Consider the following 18696-nt stretch of genomic DNA (forward strand, 5'->3'; position numbering starts at 1 on the left):
TAGGAGACAAAATATGGAATTAACAGCCATTTATCATAGACAAGAATCAGAGTATGCTTATCTTTACAAAGAAGGTCAGCTACATATCCGAATCAGAACCAAGAAAAATGATGTCCAGCAGGTCATTTTACATTATGGAGATCCCTTTATCTTCATCGAGGATAAGTATGAAGCCAAGAAAGAAATGACTAAAGCAACCTCGGATGCTTTATTTGATTATTGGCAGGTTACAGTATCAGTTAATTTTGCACGGATTCAGTATCTCTTTGAACTCCTTGATGAGGAAGGTCAGGGTATTTTCTACGGTGATAAGGGTTGTGTGGAACATATTCAAGAAAACTTGGATGCGGAAGGAAATGGCTTTAAGCTTCCCTATATTCATGAAATCGACGGATGTCAGGTTCCTAGCTGGGTTTCAAATACCGTTTGGTACCAGATTTTCCCAGAACGATTTGCTAATGGAAATCCTAATTTGACTCCAGATGGAGCTCGAGAGTGGGATGCTGCCATTGCACCTAATAGGGATGACTTTTTTGGTGGAGATTTACAAGGGATTATCGACCATCTAGACTATCTAAAAGATTTGGGAATCACTGGACTTTATCTATGTCCGATTTTTGAAGCAACGACCAATCACAAGTACGATACGACGGATTATTTTGAAATTGACCGTCACTTTGGAGACAAAGAAGTCTTTGCTAATTTAGTCGAGGAAGCTCATAAACGTGGCATTAAGATTATGCTAGATGCTGTTTTCAATCATATCGGCTACCAGTCTGCCCAATGGCAGGATGTTCTAAAAAATGGAGAAAATTCCCCTTATAAAGATTGGTTCCATATTCAAGAGTTTCCAATTACAGAGGATAAACTTCAGAATCCAAGAGAACTCCCTTATCATACCTTTGCCTTTGCTAGCTATATGCCTAAGTTAAATACAGCAAATCCTGAAGTCAAAGACTATCTTCTCAGTGTTGCAACTTACTGGATTGAGAATTTTGATATCGATGCTTGGCGCTTGGACGTTGCCAATGAAATTGACCATCAGTTCTGGAAAGATTTTAGAAAGGTAGTTCTCGCTAAAAAGCCTGATTTGTATATTTTAGGTGAAATCTGGCATACGTCTCAGCCTTGGCTAAAAGGAGATGAGTTCCATGCAGTCATGAACTACCCGCTCTCTGAAAGTATCAAGGATTATTTCTTGCGTCAGCATAAAAAGACAGAGCAGTTCATTTCAGAAATCAATAGCCAGTCAATGTACTACAAGCAACAAATCTCAGAGGTTATGTTAAATCTCCTGGATTCTCACGATACAGAGCGTATTCTTACAACTGCCAAAGGAAATCTCCAACATGTCAAGGCTGCTTTAACCTTCCTCTACCTTCAAAAAGGGACTCCTTGTATCTATTACGGAACAGAGCTAGCACTAATTGGTGGACCAGACCCTGATTGCCGTCGTGTCATGCCTTGGGACCGTGTGTCTGAGGACAATGATATGCTAAATTTCATGAAGAAATTAATCCAAGTCCGTAAAGAAGTTGCAAGCATTATTCAGCATGGTTCCTATAGTTTGCAAGAAGTGAAACCAGATGTTCTTGCCTTGAGCTGGAACTACCAAGGAAAAGAAGTTCAGGCTATCTTTAATCAGTCTAAGGAGAATGTTATCTTAGACAGAGATTCAGTTGATTTAGCGAGTCATTGCCAGTTTGAAGATGGTCAGCAAGTCATCTTGCCAGATGGATTTGTAGTTACTATTTCTGAGTAGAAAGGTTTTAAAAATATGACACTCAATGAAGTTTATGATTATTTTCGTCACTATGATAAGGAAACTTATCAGGTTGTCGCCTGCATGGGCAATGAACCATCGGAAGAAGATGTTCAGGATTTTGAAAATCAATACGGCATTCGTCTGCCAGAAGATTTCAGAGAATTCACCATGTCATCTCTGGGCGGTCTCTTTATGGAAGTCAGAGAAGAGCTACGGCCAAGAGCCAAGGCTTACGATGTAGCACCATTTTGGACCTTCTGTCGAGGTATTAAGGTCTTGGGAATTGCAAATGGCATCCCAGACTTCTTAGACATTCGTCTTAAAACCAAGGAATTACACGCTCTGGGTTTTGTGGATTATATTCCATTTCTGTCTATCATCGGTGATGGAGATGTAATTTTCTGCTTTGATAAGGACAATCACATAGTAGCTTTGGATTGGTATAATAGTGGCGAAACTGAAGAGCTTAATTGTGATTTTTCAGGACTTTTACTCCAGCAAATTGCCGAGCTAGAAGAGCGTAAAAATGAGATGGTCAATCTTTTGGAAAAGGGAAAATCTAGTCAATAATCTATAAGGAAATATCAGTTTGATAGTCCGTAAAAGAGGTTGGGACAAAAGATCCCGACCTCACTTTTTTTAGCAATCAAACTTTGACGCGTTAGCTGATTGAACTTTTTGTTCGTCTTTTAGACTCCAAAAAGCTCCTAATCATCCTCGCGAGGCTGGGACTACGAAATCGAGACTTTGTCTATCGATTTCTGTCCCACCGCCTTTTTTAGTAAAACCATTCACTAAATCTACATTCAGATTTTTAAACTTTTCTACAAATTATAGAAAAAACAATCAAAAATATGATTTTTTGTGTTTAGGGTATTGAAATTTCCTATATTATTTTATAGAATAAGGGTAAAAGGCTATGAAAAAGTAATACGTTTACAAGAAAATGGAAGCGGTTACTAAAGGAGGATTTTATGGAAAAAGGCCATTGGAATCGTAAAAGAGTCTACAGCATTCGTAAGTTTGCCGTGGGAGCTTGCTCTGTCATGATTGGAACCTGTGCGGTTCTATTTGGAGGAAGTGTTGTTGGAGAATCACCAGTTTTTGCGGATGAAACTCCTATTGCGCGCACTGTAGAACAACCAAAAGAGGAAAGTCCAGCAGTGGAGGAAAAACATGATCAAGCAGTAGTAGAGAATAACGAGGCTGTAAGTGTAGATCAAAGTCAAGCTACTCAAATTGAAGCAAGCAAACCCGAGAAGAAAGAAGATGAACCTGTAGCTCCAAAAGAGGAGAAAGCGTCACTAAAACCTGAAGAAACAGCTCCAAAGGTAGAATCCCAAGCTTCAAGTCAAGAAAAGCCTGTCAAGGAAGATTTGAAAGCTGTGACAAATGAAGAAGTGAATCAAATGATTGAAGATAGAAAAGTAGATTTTAATCAAAATTGGCACTTTAAACTCAATGCGAATCCTAAAGAAGCTGTGAAATCAGATGCTGATGTATCAACATGGCAAAAATTGGATCTTCCTCATGACTGGAGTATCTTTAACGATTTTGACCATCAGTCACCTGCCCAAAACGAAGGTGGACAGCTCAATGGGGGTGAAGCTTGGTATCGTAAGACCTTTAAACTTGATGAAAAAGATCTCAAGAAGAATGTTCGTTTGACCTTTGATGGTGTCTACATGGATTCTCAAGTCTATGTCAATGGCCAGTTAGTGGGACATTATCCAAATGGTTATAACCAGTTCTCATACGATATCACAAAGTATCTTCACAAAGATGGTCGTGAGAATGTGATTGCTGTCCATGCAGTCAACAAACAACCAAGTAGCCGTTGGTACTCAGGTAGCGGTATTTACCGCGATGTGACCTTGCAAGTGACAGATAAGGTTCATGTTGAAAAAAATGGTACAACCATCTTAACGCCAAAACTAGAACAACAGCAACACGGCAAGGTTGAAACGCATGTGACCAGCAAAATCGTCAATACAGACGATAAAGACCATGACCTTGTAGCAGAGTATCAAATCGTTGAACGTGGTGGTCAAGCAGTGACTGGATTGGTTCGTACGGCGAGTCGTACCTTGAAAGCACATGAATCAACAAGTCTGGATGCTATTTTAGAAGTGGAACAACCAAAACTATGGACAGTTTTAAATGACAAACCAGCCTTGTACGAATTGATTACGCGTGTTTACCGTGATGGTCAGTTGGTGGATGCTAAGAAGGATTTATTTGGTTACCGTTACTATCACTGGACTCCAAATGAAGGCTTCTCTTTAAATGGTGAACGCATTAAATTCCATGGTGTTTCCTTGCACCATGACCACGGAGCGCTTGGAGCAGAAGAAAACTATAAGGCAGAATACCGTCGTCTCAAACAAATGAAGGAGATGGGCGTTAACGCCATCCGTACAACTCATAACCCTGCAAGTCCACAGACCTTTCAAATCGCAGCAGAACTTGGTTTGCTCGTTCAGGAAGAGGCCTTTGATACGTGGTATGGTGGTAAGAAACCTTATGACTACGGACGTTTCTTTGAAAAAGATGCTACTCACCCTGAAGCAAGAAAAGGTGAAAAATGGTCTGATTACGATCTTCGAACAATGGTAGAAAGAGATAAAAACAATCCTGCTGTTGTTATGTGGTCTATTGGTAACGAAATCGGTGAAGCAGATGGGAAAGCCCATTCACTAGCAACTGTAAAACGTCTAGTCAAGGTTATCAAGAATGTTGATAAGACTCGCTATGTTACCATGGGAGCTGATAAATTCCGTTTCGGAGATGGAACTGGAGATCATGAAAAGATTGCAGATGAACTGGATGCAGTTGGATTGAATTACTCTGAAGAAAATTATCAAACTCTTCATGCGAAACACCCTAAATGGCTCATTTATGGTTCAGAAACATCTTCAGCAACCCGTACACGTGGTAGCTATTATCGCCCTGAACGTGAATTGAAACATAGTAACGGACCTGAGCGTAATTACGAACAGTCTGACTATGGAAATGACCGTGTTGGTTGGGGTAAAACTGCTACAGCATCATGGACTTTCGATAGAGACAATGCTGGCTATGCTGGACAATTCATTTGGACTGGTACGGATTATATTGGTGAACCAACACCATGGCACAATCAAAATAGTACACCGGTAAAAAGTTCCTACTTTGGTATTGTTGATACCGCTGGTATTCCAAAAAATGACTATTATCTATACCAAAGTCAGTGGGTTCCTGCTAAGAAAAAACCAATGGTTCATTTACTTCCTCACTGGAACTGGGAAAAGACTGAATTAGCAGACAATGTTGCAGATGCTGAAAATCGAATCCCAGTTCGCGCTTATTCAAACGCTGCAAGTGTAGAATTGTTCTTGAATGGAAAATCTCTTGGAGTTAAGACCTTCAACAAAAAACAAACCAGCAATGGACGGACTTACCAAGAAGGTGCTAATGCTAATGAACTTTATCTTGAATGGAAAGTTGCCTATCAACCAGGTACTTTAGAAGCAGTAGCTCGTGATGAAGCTGGAAAAGAAATCGCACGTGACAAGATTACCACTGCAGGAAAACCAGCAGGTGTTCGTCTTATCAAGGAAGACCATGCAATCGCAGCAGATGGAAAAGACTTGACCTACATCTACTACGAAATCGTAGACAGTGAAGGAAATGTGGTACCAACTGCCAATAATTTGGTTCGTTTCCAATTGCATGGACAAGGTCAACTGGTCGGTGTTGATAATGGGGAACAAGCCAGCCGTGAACGTTACAAGGCGCAACCAGACGGTTCTTGGATCCGCAGAGCCTTTAACGGTAAAGGTGTTGCCATTGTCAAATCAACTGAACAAGCAGGTAAATTCACACTAACAGCCCATTCAGATCTCTTGAAATCGGACCAAGTCACTGTATTTACAGGCAAGAAAGAAGGTCAAGAAAAGACTGTTCTCGGGACAGAAGTACCAAAAGTACGTACTGTTATTGAGAAAGAGCCAAAAATGCCGAAGACAGTCGGTTTTATCTACAGTGATGGCAGTCGTGAAAAACGTCCAGTAACTTGGTCTTCAGTTGATGTGAGCCAAGCAGGAGTTGTGACTGTTAAAGGTATGGCAGACGGACGCGAAGTTGAGGCCCGTGTCGAAATTCTAGCAATTGCAAATGAGCTTCCAACTGTTAAGCGTGTTGCTCCAGGAACAGACTTGAGTGCTGTTGACAAATACGTTTCTATTGCCGTTACGGATGGAAGCGTACAAGAATACGAAGTTGATAAGTGGGAGATTGCGGAAACAGATAAAGCTAAACTGTCGGTTGCAGGATCACGTATTCCAATGACTGGCCAACTGGGTGGTGAGACTATTCACGCTACCCTTGTAGTAGAAGACGGTGATGTTGCAGCACCTGTAGTACCAACTGTAACGGTTGGTGGTGAAGCTGTCACAGGACTTACTAGCCAAAAACCAATGCAATACCGCACTCTTGCTTATGGCGCTAAGTTACCAAAAGTCACAGCAAGTGCTGAAAATGCAGCTGTTACAGTGGTGCAAGCAAGCGTAGCAAACGGCATGCGTGCAAGCATCTATGTTCAACCAAAAGATGGTGGCCCTCTTCAAACCTATGCAATTCAATTCCTTGAAGAAGCACCAAAAATTGACCACTTGAGGTTACAAGTAGAGAAAGCTGACGGTCTTAAAGAAGATCAAACAGTGAAATTGTCTGTCCTTGCCCACTATCAAGACGGAACACAAGCAGTTTTACCAGCAGATAAAGTGAACTTCTCTACAAGTGGTGAAGGGGAAGTCGCAGTTCGTAAAGGAATGCTTGAGTTGCATAAGCCAGGAACAGTCACTCTCAAAGCAGAATATGAGGGGACTACAGGTCAAATCGATCTTACGATCCAGGCTAATACTGAGAAGAAGGTAGCCCAATCTATCCGCCCTGTAAATGTAGTCACAGACTTGCATCAGGAACCAAGTCTTCCAGCAACAGTAACGGTTGAGTATGACAAAGGTTTCCCTAAAGCCCACAAAGTCATTTGGCAAGCCATTCCAAAAGAAAAACTCGACCACTATCAAACCTTTGAAGTTCTAGGTAAAGTTGAAGGTCTGGATCTTGAAGCGCGTGCTAAAGTATCTGTAGAAGGCATCGTTTCAGTTGAAGAAGTTAGTGTGACAACCCCAATCGCAGAAGCACCACAATTACCAGAAAGTGTTCGTACCTACGATTCAAATGGTCACGTTTCATCTGCCAAGGTTACTTGGGATACGATTCGTCCAGACCAGTACGCTAAGGAAGGTGTCTTTACAGTTAATGGTCGTCTAGAAGGTACGCAATTAACTACCAAACTTCATGTTCGTGTGTCAGCTCAAACTGAGCAAGGAGCAAATATTTCTGACCAATGGACCGGTTCAGAATTGCCACTTGCCTTTGCTTCAGACTCAAATCCAAGCGACCCTGTTTCAAATGTCAACGATAAATTGATTTCCTTTAATGACCGACCAGCCAACCGTTGGACAAACTGGAATCGTACTAATCCAGAAGCTTCAGTCGGTGTCCTATTCGGAGATTCAGGTATCTTGAGCAAACGTTCTGTTGATAATCTAAGTGTCGGATTCCACGAAGACCACGGAGTTGGTGTACCTAAGTCTTATGTGATTGAGTATTATGTTGGTAAGACTGTTCCAACAGCTCCTAAAAATCCTAGCTTTGTAGGTGAGGAAAACCATGTCTTTAACGATCCTGCAAACTGGAAAGAGGTAAGCAATCTCAAAGCACCAGCTCAATTAAAAGCTGGAGAAATGAATCACTTTAGCTTTGATAAGGTTGAAACCTATGCTGTCCGTATTCGTATGGTTCGACTAGATAGCAAGAAAGGAACGTCTATCACAGAAGTACAAATCTTTGCGAAACAAGTTGCGGCAGCTAAACAAGGACAGACAAGAATCCAAGTTGACGGTAAAGATTTGGCAAACTTCAACCCTGATTTGAAAGACTACTACCTTGAGTCTGTAGATGGAAAAGTTCCTGCAGTAACAGCAAGTGTTAGCAACAATGGTCTCGCGACTGTTGTTCCAAGTGTTCGTGAAGGTGAGCCAGTCCGTGTCATCGCGAAAGCTGAAAATGGTGATATCTTAGGAGAATACCGTCTGCACTTCACAAGCAATAAAGATTTGCTCTCTCGTAAACCAGTTGCAGCTGTCAAACAAGCTCGCTTGGTACAAGTAGGACAACCGCTTGAATTGCCAACTAAGGTTCCGGTTTACTTCACAGGTAAAGATGGTTATGAAACAAAAGACTTAGCAGTTGAATGGGAAGAAGTTCCAGCAGAAAAGCTGACAAAAGCAGGTCAATTTACCGTTCGAGGTCATGTCCTTGGTAGTGATCTTGTTGCTGAGTTCACTGTACGAGTGACAGACAAACTAGGCGAAGCTCTCTCAAATAACCCAGAGTATGATGAAAATAGTAACCAGGCCTTTGCTTCCGCAACTAATGATATTGATCCAAGTTCACATGACCGTGTAGACTATATCAATGATGGAGACCACAATGAAAATCGTCGTTGGACAAACTGGTCTCCAACACCATCTTCTAACCCAGAAGTATCAGCAGGTGTGATTTTCCGTGAAAATGGTAAGATTGTAGAACGGACTGTTGCGCAAGCCAAACTTCATTTCTTTGCAGATAGTGGTACGGATGCCCCATCTAAACTCGTTTTGGAACGCTATATTGGCCCAGAGTTTGAAGTGCCTACCTACTATTCGAACTACCAAGCCTATGATGCAGCCCATCCATTCAACAATCCAGAAAATTGGGAAGCTGTGCCTTATCGTGCGGATAAAGACATTGCAGCTGGTGATGAAATCAACGTAACATTTAAAGCTGTCAAAGCCAAAGCCATGAGATGGCGCATGGAGCGCAAAGCAGACAAGAACGGTGTTGCGATGATTGAGATGACCTTCCTTGCACCGAGTGAATTGCCTCAAGAAAGTACCCAATCGAAGATTCTTGTGGATGGAAAAGAACTTCCTGACTTCGCTGAAGATCGTCAAGACTACCAAATCACCTATAAAGGTCAACGTCCAAAAGTCTCAGTCGAAGAAAGTAATCAAGTGGCTTCAACAGTTGTAGATAGCGGAGACGATAGCCTTCCAGTGTTTGTTCGCCTTGTTTCAGAAAGTGGAAAACAAGTCAAGGAATACCGTATCCAGTTGACTAAGGAAAAGCCAGTTTCTGAGAAGACTGTTGCTGCTGTACAAGAAGATCTTCCAAAACTCGAATTTGTTGAAAAAGATTTGGCCTACAAGATAGTTGAGAAAAAGGATCCAACACTGTATCTAGGTGAAACTCGTGTAGAACAAGAAGGAAAAGTTGGTAAGGAACGGATCTTTACAGCGGTTAATCCTGATGGAAGTAAGGAAGAAAAACTTCGTGAAGTGGTAGAGGCTCCGACAGACCGCATCGTCTTGGTTGGAACGAAACTAGGAACCTCCCTCCCAGAAGATGAAGTGAAGAACCTAGTCCTTAACAGACCAGAACTTGTAATCGAAGAAGAAACAATTGACTTCAAGGTTCTGGAACGTAAGTCTGATAAGTTGTATCTAGGTGAAACTCGTATCCTCCAAGAAGGTCAAAAGGGTATCCGTGTTCACTTGATCGAGGTTGAAAATGGTAAGCGGACTGAAAAAGAAAGCTATGATAAAGTTATAGCTCAGGATCGCATCGTAGAAGTTGGAACGAAACCAGGAACCTCCCTTCCAGAAGATGAAGTGAAGAACCTTGTCCTTAACAAACCAGAACTTGTAATCGAAGAAGAAACAATTGACTTCAAGGTTCAGGAACAAAAGAACGATAAGCTTCCAGCAGGTCAAACCCGTGTTCTCCAAGAAGGACAAAAAGGTATCCGTGTTCACTTGATCGAAGTTGAAAATGGCAAACGAACTGAAAAAGAAAGCTATGATAAAGTCGTGGCTCAGGATCGCATCGTAGAAGTGGGTACGGCTGGTGAAACAACTAGACCAGTACCTCAAGAATCTACAAAACCACAAGTATCAGAAAAAACAGATACAAAACAAAACACTTCAAGTGCAGCTGGTCCGGTTCAAAAAGAGCAGTTACCAAATACAGGAAGTGCAGAAGGTCAAGCAGCAGTAGTAGCAGGCTTAGCTCTTCTTGGTTTGAGTGCAGGACTAGTGGCCACTAAAGGCAAAAAAGAGGATTAGAATTTCTACGATATGAAGAGATGGGGACAAAATAGATTTATATTTTAAAAACTCTTCATTATGAATTTTGAAAATCTAATAGATTAAATAAAAAGTGAACCAAACTATTCTGGGGCAATCAGAATTCTGTTTAGTTCACTTTTTGTTATGTTCTAAACTTTTGCTTTAATATATTTCTACTATATTAAATCTTATAACAGCATATAGATTAATAAATTGGCTATATTTAGTTTTATGAATAAAGTGACATTATTTATTGAAAGGGAGTAGAAATATCAAAGGAATGAATTCTTTGAAGTTGACATTTCGTAAATAAATTCTTTAGTAATGAAATAAATTAATTAAAATATATATGATATAATAAACTTGATAAGTTCTATTATATTATGTGCTGTAAGTAAATATAATTTTATCAAGAATAGAGCATGGTGTTATTATGGATACGTCACTATATTGTGGAGGTGTTGCGTACGTAGAATTGAATACTTAATTTTTTATCGATATACAAATAGAAAGGTTGGTCATAATGGATAAGATAAAAAAATATCTCGGTTTTCTAGTGTTCCCTCTTTTATTCTTGATGATGCTTTTCCCGGTGGGTGAAGCACATGCGGCAACTGATATCACGAGTAAAGTCAAAATAGATAACTTGAAGATTACTATAGCATCCACAGGAAGCGAGACTGAAGGAATTCATGGTTCAAATGATACTTTGATGAAATTGAAATATTCAGGTAAATTCTCATTCCCCAATGTGGCAGCTAATGAAATCAAGGATGGTGATTACTTTATCGTAAAGGCTCCAAATAACTTGAGTTTGACGGATGGTAGTCTGGATTTGATTGATTCGACGTCAAATATCAAAATGGGGACTGTCCAAGTGGATAATGCTAACCATCGGCTGGTATTTACCTTCAATGATAAGGTGAAGGACAAGCAAAATATCCGTGGGGACTTTGTTGCAGAAGCAACTGAAACACTCCAAAAAGAGGGGAAAACGGTTACTTATGTTTTGCCAGATGGTAAAAAACAGACCATCACGTATAAAGTAAATACTTATCAACAGACTGACGTGATAGGAGAAACCATTACAAAGTACGGTTATAACGATAACAATAAGGCGATAGCACATTTTCAGATGAAGATTAATCGCGCTAAGAAAGATATGACTGGACATGTGGTGAAGATTACAGATGACGTTTCAAAGGGAGCCTTTGCTAACTATGTGGAAGGTACTTTCTATATGCATGAAGCGGAATTCGAAACGACGAATACGAATTCATCTGCTCTTAAACATTTAGGTGATGAATACGAAATCACAACCGATCCGGAGGTATACAAGGCTAACTCAGATAAAAAAGCTTTGTTGACCTTTGTCAACGGGAAACGAGGATTTGAGTTGCTCATGCCGACCAATATGGGAACAAAGAGCTTTTTCTTAACGTATGATACATCCTCACCAGCAGATACTTCAATGATAAGTAACTCAGCGCAGTACTTGATTGATAATCAACCACAACTTATTTGGGAAAACTACGGAGGTAGTATTGGAACCAGAACAGAAGCAACGTTTAATTTAAAGACGGTTAAATCTGTAGGTGCGTCAGTCACAGCTGATATTGCTGGTAAGATCAAAATCACAAAATACGATGAAGCGGATGCAACTGTTAAGTTGGCAGGCGTTGTCTTTGAAATCCGTGAGAAAACCACTAATAATTTGGTTGATACCGTTACAACAGATGCGGATGGGATAGCTGTCTCAAAGGCTCTCAATAATGGTAAGTATATCGTTAAAGAAAAAACTCCTAAATCAGGCTATCAGGTAAATAGTCAAGAGTTCGAAGTGGAGATGAAAGATGGAAAGGGTGTTCCCCTCAATATCTCTAACAAACGTGTGACAGTTGACTTTGAAGCAACCAAGACTTGGGTAAACGGAAAAGCAACTGACTACAAAAAAGTCAAACTCGGTTTGTATGTGCACAAAGAAGGACAAACTGTTGCAGATGCAAAACCTGTTACTGGGAACTACACCCCTGAAGTGACAGAGTCTAATGGTGTTTACACTTATAAGTGGCTAAATCGACTACCTAAGTACGATGTTGATGGAAAAACAGAATTAGTCTACTCTGTTCGCGAGCTTCAAGATACTACTGAACTTCCTTTGAAAGAAGGAGAGAAAGTCAAAGTAGGCGACAACAGCTATGTTGTATCCTATAACGGAAACAACAAAGTCACCAACACTTACGAAGTTCCAAAGACAAACGTGACGGCTAAGAAAATCTGGGTTGGCGGTCAGGAATATATTCGTCCAACTGTCTACTTCAAACTCTATCGTACGCCAGAAGGTGGAGCGATTGAAGAAGTAGCTGGTGCTGCCCAAAAAGAAGTTCCCAAAACAGATGGAACTGTAGAATGGACAGACCTTCCTGCGACAGATGAGCACGGTGTGAAGTACACTTATAGTGTGATGGAAGTCGATGAAGATGGCAATCTTGTCACTGCTGTAGATGGTTATACAGCCAATCAAACAGCTGATTTAACTGTCACAAACACCTATGGTACTTCACCAACTAAGGTTGATATTGAAGTCAAAAAAGAATTGGTGGGTGGTCGTCCAACACCTCTTCAAAACGAAGAATTTGAATTTATCTTGAAAGACAAAAATGGCCAAGAAGTTCAAAGAGCTAAGAACGATGCAGCTGGTTGCGTAGTCTTCAAAGATATTCCTTTCGATAAAGCGGGTGAATACGAATTTACTGTTGTTGAAGTGAATGCTGGTCAAACCATCGATGGTGTGACTTACGATGTTAGAACAGTACCAGTCACAGTAAGTGTAACAGATGATGGAAAAGGTAAACTGGTTGCGACAGTATTGTATCATCCTATTACTGCTGTGGCACTTCCGTCAGCTAATTTGGTCTCTTCAGCACCTAGTTCTAATCTTGTACCATCACTTACTGGTGCAGTGAATAGAGCTACTGATAGTGGAATTCAGACATTCAAAAATACTTATAAAGCAACTAATGCTAAGGCCGTTCTTGAAGTGACTAAGCAGTTGACCGGTCGTACGACAGGAGCTCAAGAAAATGAGTTCGAATTTACGTTGACAGACCAAGTTGGTAACGTTGAAACTAAGAGAAATGATGCAGATGGAAAAGTTAAGTTTCATGAATTGACCTTCGATGAAGCAGGTACTTATACTTACACTATCAAGGAAGTAAAAGCTGGTACAACTGAAAATGGTATTACCTACGATTCTAAGACAGTCACAGCTAAAGTAACTGTAACAGATGACGGTCATGGTAAACTGACTGCAGTTGTTTCTTATGACAACGATGAAAGACACTTCGAAAATACTTACAAAGCTGCAAATGCTAAAGCAAATCTCGAAGTGACTAAGAAGTTGACAGGTCGTGAGTTGAAAGCTGATGAATTTGAGTTCACTTTGACAGACCAAGACGGTAATGTGAAAGAAACTGTGAAGAATGACAAAGACGGAAACGTTAAGTTCTCAGAATTGGAATTCGACAAAGCAGGCACTTATACTTATAAGATTGCTGAAAAAGCGGGTACTGCTACAGGTATCCAGTACGATACTAAAACCATCACAGCTACAGTAACTGTAGCGGACAATGGTAAAGGTGTCCTTGAAGCAACCGTTGCTTATGACGGTGAAAAAGTATTCGAGAACACTTACACACCAGCAGGGGCTACAAGTGTCACTCTTGGAGCTAAGAAAGTTCTTGAAGGCAAGAATCTTGAAGCAGGTAAATACAGCTTTGTTCTGAAAGAAGGCGATAAAGAGCTTGAAACAGTAACAAACGCTGCTGATGGAACGGTGACCTTCTCACCAATCTCATATGATGAGAGCCAAGTGGGAACTCACAAGTATACCATCTCAGAAGTTGGTGGATCTGAAGCAGGAATCACTTACGATAAGACAGTTCAAGAAGTTGAAGTAACGGTTGAAAAAGTAAGTGCAACTGAATTGAAAGCAACGGCTTCAAAAGAAGCAAAAGATCTTGTATTTACAAACAAGTACACACCAGCAGGAGCTACAAGTGTCACTCTTGGAGCTAAGAAAGTTCTTGAAGGTAAAAATCTTGAAGCAGGTAAATACAGCTTTGTTCTGAAAGAAGGCGACAAAGAGCTTGAAACAGTTACAAACGCTGCTGATGGAAGTGTTACTTTCTCACCAATCTCATATGATGAAAGCCAAGTAGGAACTCACAAGTATACCATCTCAGAAGTTGCTGGCTCTGAAACAGGGATTACTTACGATAAGACCGTTCAAGAAGTTGAAGTAACGGTTGAAAAAGTAAGTGCAACTGAATTGAAAGCAACGGCTTCAAAAGAAGCAAAAGACCTAGTCTTCACAAACACATACACACCAGCCGGAGCTACAAGTGTAACTCTTGGAGCTAAGAAAGTTCTTGAAGGTAAAGACCTTGAAGCAGGTAAATACAGCTTCGAATTGAAGAAAGAAGACGGTAGTGTTGTCGAAACAGTGAAAAACGCTGCTGACGGAACTGTGACCTTCTCACCAATCTCATATGATGAGAGCCAAGTAGGAACTCACAAGTACACTATCTCAGAAGTTGCTGGATCTGAAGCAGGGATCACTTACGATAAGACAGTTCAAGAAGTTGAAGTAACGGTTGAAAAAGTAAGTGCAACTGAATTGAAAGCAACGGCTTCAAAAGAAGCAAAAGATCTTGTATTTACAAACACTTACACTCCAGCCAAAACTTCAGTTTCTGTGACGAAAAAATGGGATGATAAGAACAACCAAGATGGTAAACGTCCAGCGTCTGTCACAGTTAAATTGCTTGCAGATGGTCAAGATACTGGTAAGACACTTGAACTTAACGCCGCAAACAACTGGGCTGGAAGCTTCACAGACCTTGATGCTGATAAAGGCGGCACATCTATCCAGTACACAGTAGTAGAAGTAACTGTTCCTGGTTACACTTCAGAAGTTACTGGTGACGCTGCCTCAGGATTCACCATCACAAATAGCTATTCTCCAGAAACAGTTGATGTAAAAGCAACTAAGAACTGGGATGACGCGAATAACCAAGACGGCAAACGTCCAACTAAGATTACAATCAATCTTTTAGCAGACGGTCAGAAAGTCGATTCGAAAGAGGTTCAAGCAGCCGCAGACGGAACTTGGACTGTCGAATTCACGAAATTGGCAAAATATAAAGCTGGTAAAGAAATCAAATACACTGTAACAGAAGAAGCCGTAGCAGAATACGAATCAACTATTACAGACTTTACCATCACAAACAAATATGCACCAAAAGAAATCGACTACAAGGTAACAAAAGTATGGAACGACGCGAACAACCAAGACGGCAAACGTCCTGAGTCTGTAACGGTTCAACTTTTCAAATCTGTAGGTGGATCTAAACCAGTAGCTGTTGAAGGTAAGAAATTGATCTTGACAGCTAAGGATAAGACAGACGCTAACACTTGGGTAGCATCCTTCACAAATCTTCCACAATACGAAGCTGGTAAAGAAATCACTTACTCTATCGATGAAGTAGATGTACCAGCTGGTTATGAAGCCTCTGTGACTGGTCAAGTGGTAACAAACACTCATGACGTAGAAACAGTCGTTCTTTCAGGAACTAAGGTGTGGGATGACAACAATAACCAAGACGGCAAACGTACTAAATCTGTGAAAGTTCAAATCTTTAAGGGTGAAGGCGAAAAAGCTGAACTCGTTCAAGAAATTGAAGTTTCAGAAAAAACTGGCTGGAAGTTCGAATCTAAAAAACTTCCTAAGTATGAAAATGGTCAAGAAATCAAGTACACTGTCAAAGAAGTGGCTGTTGCATCATACGAAACAACAATTACTTCAGAAAAAGACGGTAAGTACACTATTACCAACAAACATACACCAGAGAAAACTACTGTAAAAGGTAAGAAGATCTGGAATGATGAAAATAACAAAGACGGTATCCGTCCAGATTCTATCAAAGTGAAACTTCTTGCGGATGGTAAAGAAACCGTTCAAGAAGCTACAGTTTCAGAAGCAACTGGTTGGACTTATGAGTTTACAGGTCTTGAGCGTTATAAAGATACTAAAGGTACAGAATTCAAATACTCTGTAGTAGAAGTTCCAGTTGATGGTTATACATCTGAAGTAATTGGCACTAATATTGTAAATCACCACAAGCCAAAAGACCCAGAACCAAACAAACCACAGAATCCAGAGCCAAACAAGCCAAAAGATCCAGAACCAGGAAAACCAGGTCCAAAACCTCAACTTCCTAACACTGGTGAAAAATCATCTAACGCAGCAGTAGTTGCAGGACTTGCTTTGATGTCAGTGACTAGTGGATTGTACTTTGTAAGCCGTAAAAATAAATAATCTAGCGTGAGAAAGATAGTTTCCATTTGTTTTTCTTAGGTTTAATCTGTGATAAAAAGGCCAGAGGATTCCTCTGGTCTTTTTTAGATATAAGAGTAAAAGAAAGACCCAGCATTTAATACTGGGTTGGTAATTATTTTACCATCATCAATTCGACAATCATTGCTATATAGATGATTAAGGTAAGGAGAAAACCGGCTCTCCAGAAGAATTTGATGAATTTAGGGTAATAAAAACTTCGTTTTTTGACAAGGAAAAAGATTACAAGGAGGATTGCTAGGAGAGAAAGTGCGACACCAAGTCGCGGTAGAAAGTTGTGGGTAAAGGCTTTAGCAGTAATCAGATAGTACTCAAATACCAAAAGTGGAAAAGCTAGATCCGCGAAATTAAATCCTATTTTCCTAAGTCCGAAAAGCTTGGTGACAATAAAGCAAACCACCAAGGTTAATATCAATAATAAAATAGATGCTATTTTCATTAAAATCATACCCATATTGTATCATAAAAAAACGCTAAAGGAAATGAGAAACAAGGGAATTTGTAGGAAAGTCAGGCTTTTGAGATTGTAGGTGTTTTTTGTTATAATGGAAGTTATGAAATCTTATAATACCTTGAATGATTATTATCGAAAACTTTTTGGAGAAAAGACTTTCAAAGTTCCTATTGATGCGGGATTTGACTGTCCCAATCGGGATGGAACTGTAGCTCATGGTGGTTGTACTTTTTGTACAGTTTCAGGTTCGGGAGATGCTATCGTGGCACCGGATGCTCCTATCCGCGAGCAATTTTATAAGGAAATTGACTTTATGCACCGCAAGTGGCCAGAAGTTAAAAAGTATCTGGTTTATTTTCAAAACTTTACCAACACCCATGAAAAGGTGGAAGTGATTCGGGAGCGATATGAGCAGGCTATCAACGAGCCAGGTGTAGTAGGGATCAATATCGGAACACGGCCAGACTGTTTACCCGATGAAACCATCGAATATTTGGCTGAGTTGTCGGAGCGTATGCACGTGACGGTTGAATTGGGCTTGCAGACTACTTTTGAAGCAACCTCTGACCTGATTAACCGTGCCCATTCTTATGAATTGTATGTGGAAACGGTCAAACGCTTGAGGAAATATCCTAAGATTGAGATTGTTTCCCATTTGATTAACGGTTTGCCCGGTGAGACTCATGAGATGATGGTCGAAAATGTCCGTCGCTGTGTTACGGATAATGATATTCAAGGAATTAAACTGCACTTGCTTCACCTCATGACCAATACACGGATGCAGCGAGATTACCACGAAGGACGCTTGCAACTGATGAGTCAGGATGAGTATGTCAAGGTCATTTGTGACCAACTAGAAATCATTCCCAAGCATATCGTCATCCATCGAATTACAGGAGATGCACCTAGAGATATGCTGATTGGTCCCATGTGGAGCCTCAATAAATGGGAAGTTTTGAATAGCATAGAGAATGAGATGCGACGCCGCGGAAGTGTGCAAGGATGCAAGGCTGTAAAACAGGAGTTTAAAAATGAAAAGACCACTTGAGATGGCACATGATTTTTTGGCGGAAGTTGTGACAAAAGAGGATATCGTAGTGGATGCGACCATGGGCAATGGCCATGATACCCTTTTTCTAGCCAAGTTAGCCAAGCAAGTCTATGCCTTTGATATTCAGGAGCAGGCTTTGGAGAAGACGCAAGAGCGTTTGGATCAGGCTGGAATGAAAAATGCCCAGTTAATCTTGAAAGGTCATGAGACACTAGACCAGTTTGTGACAGAAGCTAAGGCAGGGATTTTTAATCTTGGTTATTTACCTTCTGCTGACAAATCCGTCATCACCCAACCTCAGACTACTATCGAAGCCTTAGAAAAGCTGTGTCACTTGCTTGTCAAAGGGGGACGGATTGCAATTATGATTTACTATGGTCATGAAGGAGGAGACACCGAGAGGGATGCTGTATTGGATTTTGTTAGCCAGTTGAACCAACAAGAGTATACAGCTGCCATTTATCGGACTCTCAACCAAGTTAATAATCCACCGTTTTTAGTTATGATTGAAAAATTAGAAAGGTATAGACATGGATAAACAATACCTTCGTGAGAAGCTTGAGGCAATGCGCCAAAATTTTGTCGAGTCAACGCATCACGAGCGAGCAGTCGGGGTGCTCGACGAAGCACATATGAGCAAGAAAATGCTTAAAATCAAGAAAAAATTAGTGGCTCTTGAAATGGAACGATGCCAGAAAAAAATTGAGCACAAAGACTGTTCTAAGATTGATCAGAAAATCCAAGAGCAAAAGGAGATTTTTGAATCTTGTTGTAAAAAAGATTAAGGAGGAA

8 protein-coding genes are annotated in these 18696 nt (G+C 40.5%); 7 read left to right on the forward strand and 1 reads right to left on the reverse strand.

Features of this window, described 5'->3' with window-relative positions; translation table 11 throughout:
• The first annotated feature begins 13 nt into the window (after positions 1-13).
• The 4 genes from EKB01_RS01235 (at position 14) to EKB01_RS01250 (ending at position 16360) form a co-directional block, all read left to right on the forward strand.
• Positions 14-1762, forward strand: a complete 1749-nt coding sequence (locus EKB01_RS01235) for a glycoside hydrolase family 13 protein (RefSeq protein ID WP_167265355.1) — start codon at positions 14-16, stop codon at positions 1760-1762.
• A gap of 15 nt (positions 1763-1777) precedes the next feature.
• Entirely contained in the window at positions 1778-2335 is a 558-nt protein-coding gene (locus EKB01_RS01240) for an SMI1/KNR4 family protein (RefSeq protein WP_167265356.1), read from the forward strand.
• Positions 2336-2739: 404 nt separating this feature from the next.
• On the forward strand, positions 2740-9978 hold the full coding sequence (gene bgaA, locus EKB01_RS01245; RefSeq protein ID WP_167265358.1) for an LPXTG-anchored adhesin/beta-galactosidase BgaA: 7239 nt from the start codon (positions 2740-2742) through the stop codon (positions 9976-9978).
• A gap of 526 nt (positions 9979-10504) precedes the next feature.
• Positions 10505-16360, forward strand: coding sequence for a Cna B-type domain-containing protein (locus EKB01_RS01250; RefSeq protein WP_167265360.1), 5856 nt, complete (start codon positions 10505-10507; stop codon positions 16358-16360).
• Between the two features lie 133 nt (positions 16361-16493).
• Here the strand turns inward: EKB01_RS01250 and EKB01_RS01255 are convergent, their stop codons facing one another.
• Positions 16494-16853, reverse strand: coding sequence for a DUF3397 domain-containing protein (locus EKB01_RS01255; protein WP_033585581.1), 360 nt, complete (start codon positions 16851-16853; stop codon positions 16494-16496).
• A gap of 91 nt (positions 16854-16944) precedes the next feature.
• On the opposite strand from EKB01_RS01255, the gene EKB01_RS01260 reads away from it, so the two are divergent.
• The 3 genes from EKB01_RS01260 to EKB01_RS01270 are packed head-to-tail and all read left to right on the forward strand — an operon-like array spanning position 16945 to position 18689.
• Positions 16945-17901, forward strand: coding sequence for a TIGR01212 family radical SAM protein (locus EKB01_RS01260; RefSeq protein ID WP_033606112.1), 957 nt, complete (start codon positions 16945-16947; stop codon positions 17899-17901).
• The gene (locus EKB01_RS01265) at positions 17885-18442 is read left to right on the forward strand and encodes a class I SAM-dependent methyltransferase (protein WP_000828419.1); all 558 of its coding nucleotides are present in this window, start codon (positions 17885-17887) and stop codon (positions 18440-18442) included. The genes EKB01_RS01260 and EKB01_RS01265 overlap by 17 nt, the downstream gene beginning before the upstream one ends.
• Entirely contained in the window at positions 18435-18689 is a 255-nt protein-coding gene (locus EKB01_RS01270; protein WP_000361094.1) for a hypothetical protein, read from the forward strand. The genes EKB01_RS01265 and EKB01_RS01270 overlap by 8 nt, the downstream gene beginning before the upstream one ends.
• Positions 18690-18696: the final 7 nt, after the last annotated feature.

The sequence above is a fragment of the Streptococcus sp. CCUG 71758 genome (assembly GCF_011714815.1).
GTDB lineage: Bacteria > Bacillota > Bacilli > Lactobacillales > Streptococcaceae > Streptococcus > Streptococcus halitosis.

Excerpts from the sequence above, each read along its gene's own strand:
- EKB01_RS01235 (WP_167265355.1), top strand. The coding sequence starts at position 14 with ATGGAATTAACAGCCATTTATCATAGACAAGAATCAGAGTATGCTTAT.
- EKB01_RS01240 (WP_167265356.1), top strand. The coding sequence starts at position 1,778 with ATGACACTCAATGAAGTTTATGATTATTTTCGTCACTATGATAAGGAA.
- bgaA (WP_167265358.1), top strand. The coding sequence starts at position 2,740 with ATGGAAAAAGGCCATTGGAATCGTAAAAGAGTCTACAGCATTCGTAAG.
- EKB01_RS01250 (WP_167265360.1), top strand. The coding sequence starts at position 10,505 with ATGGATAAGATAAAAAAATATCTCGGTTTTCTAGTGTTCCCTCTTTTA.
- EKB01_RS01255 (WP_033585581.1), bottom strand. The coding sequence starts at position 16,853 with ATGGGTATGATTTTAATGAAAATAGCATCTATTTTATTATTGATATTA.
- EKB01_RS01260 (WP_033606112.1), top strand. The coding sequence starts at position 16,945 with ATGGAAGTTATGAAATCTTATAATACCTTGAATGATTATTATCGAAAA.
- EKB01_RS01265 (WP_000828419.1), top strand. The coding sequence starts at position 17,885 with ATGAAAAGACCACTTGAGATGGCACATGATTTTTTGGCGGAAGTTGTG.
- EKB01_RS01270 (WP_000361094.1), top strand. The coding sequence starts at position 18,435 with ATGGATAAACAATACCTTCGTGAGAAGCTTGAGGCAATGCGCCAAAAT.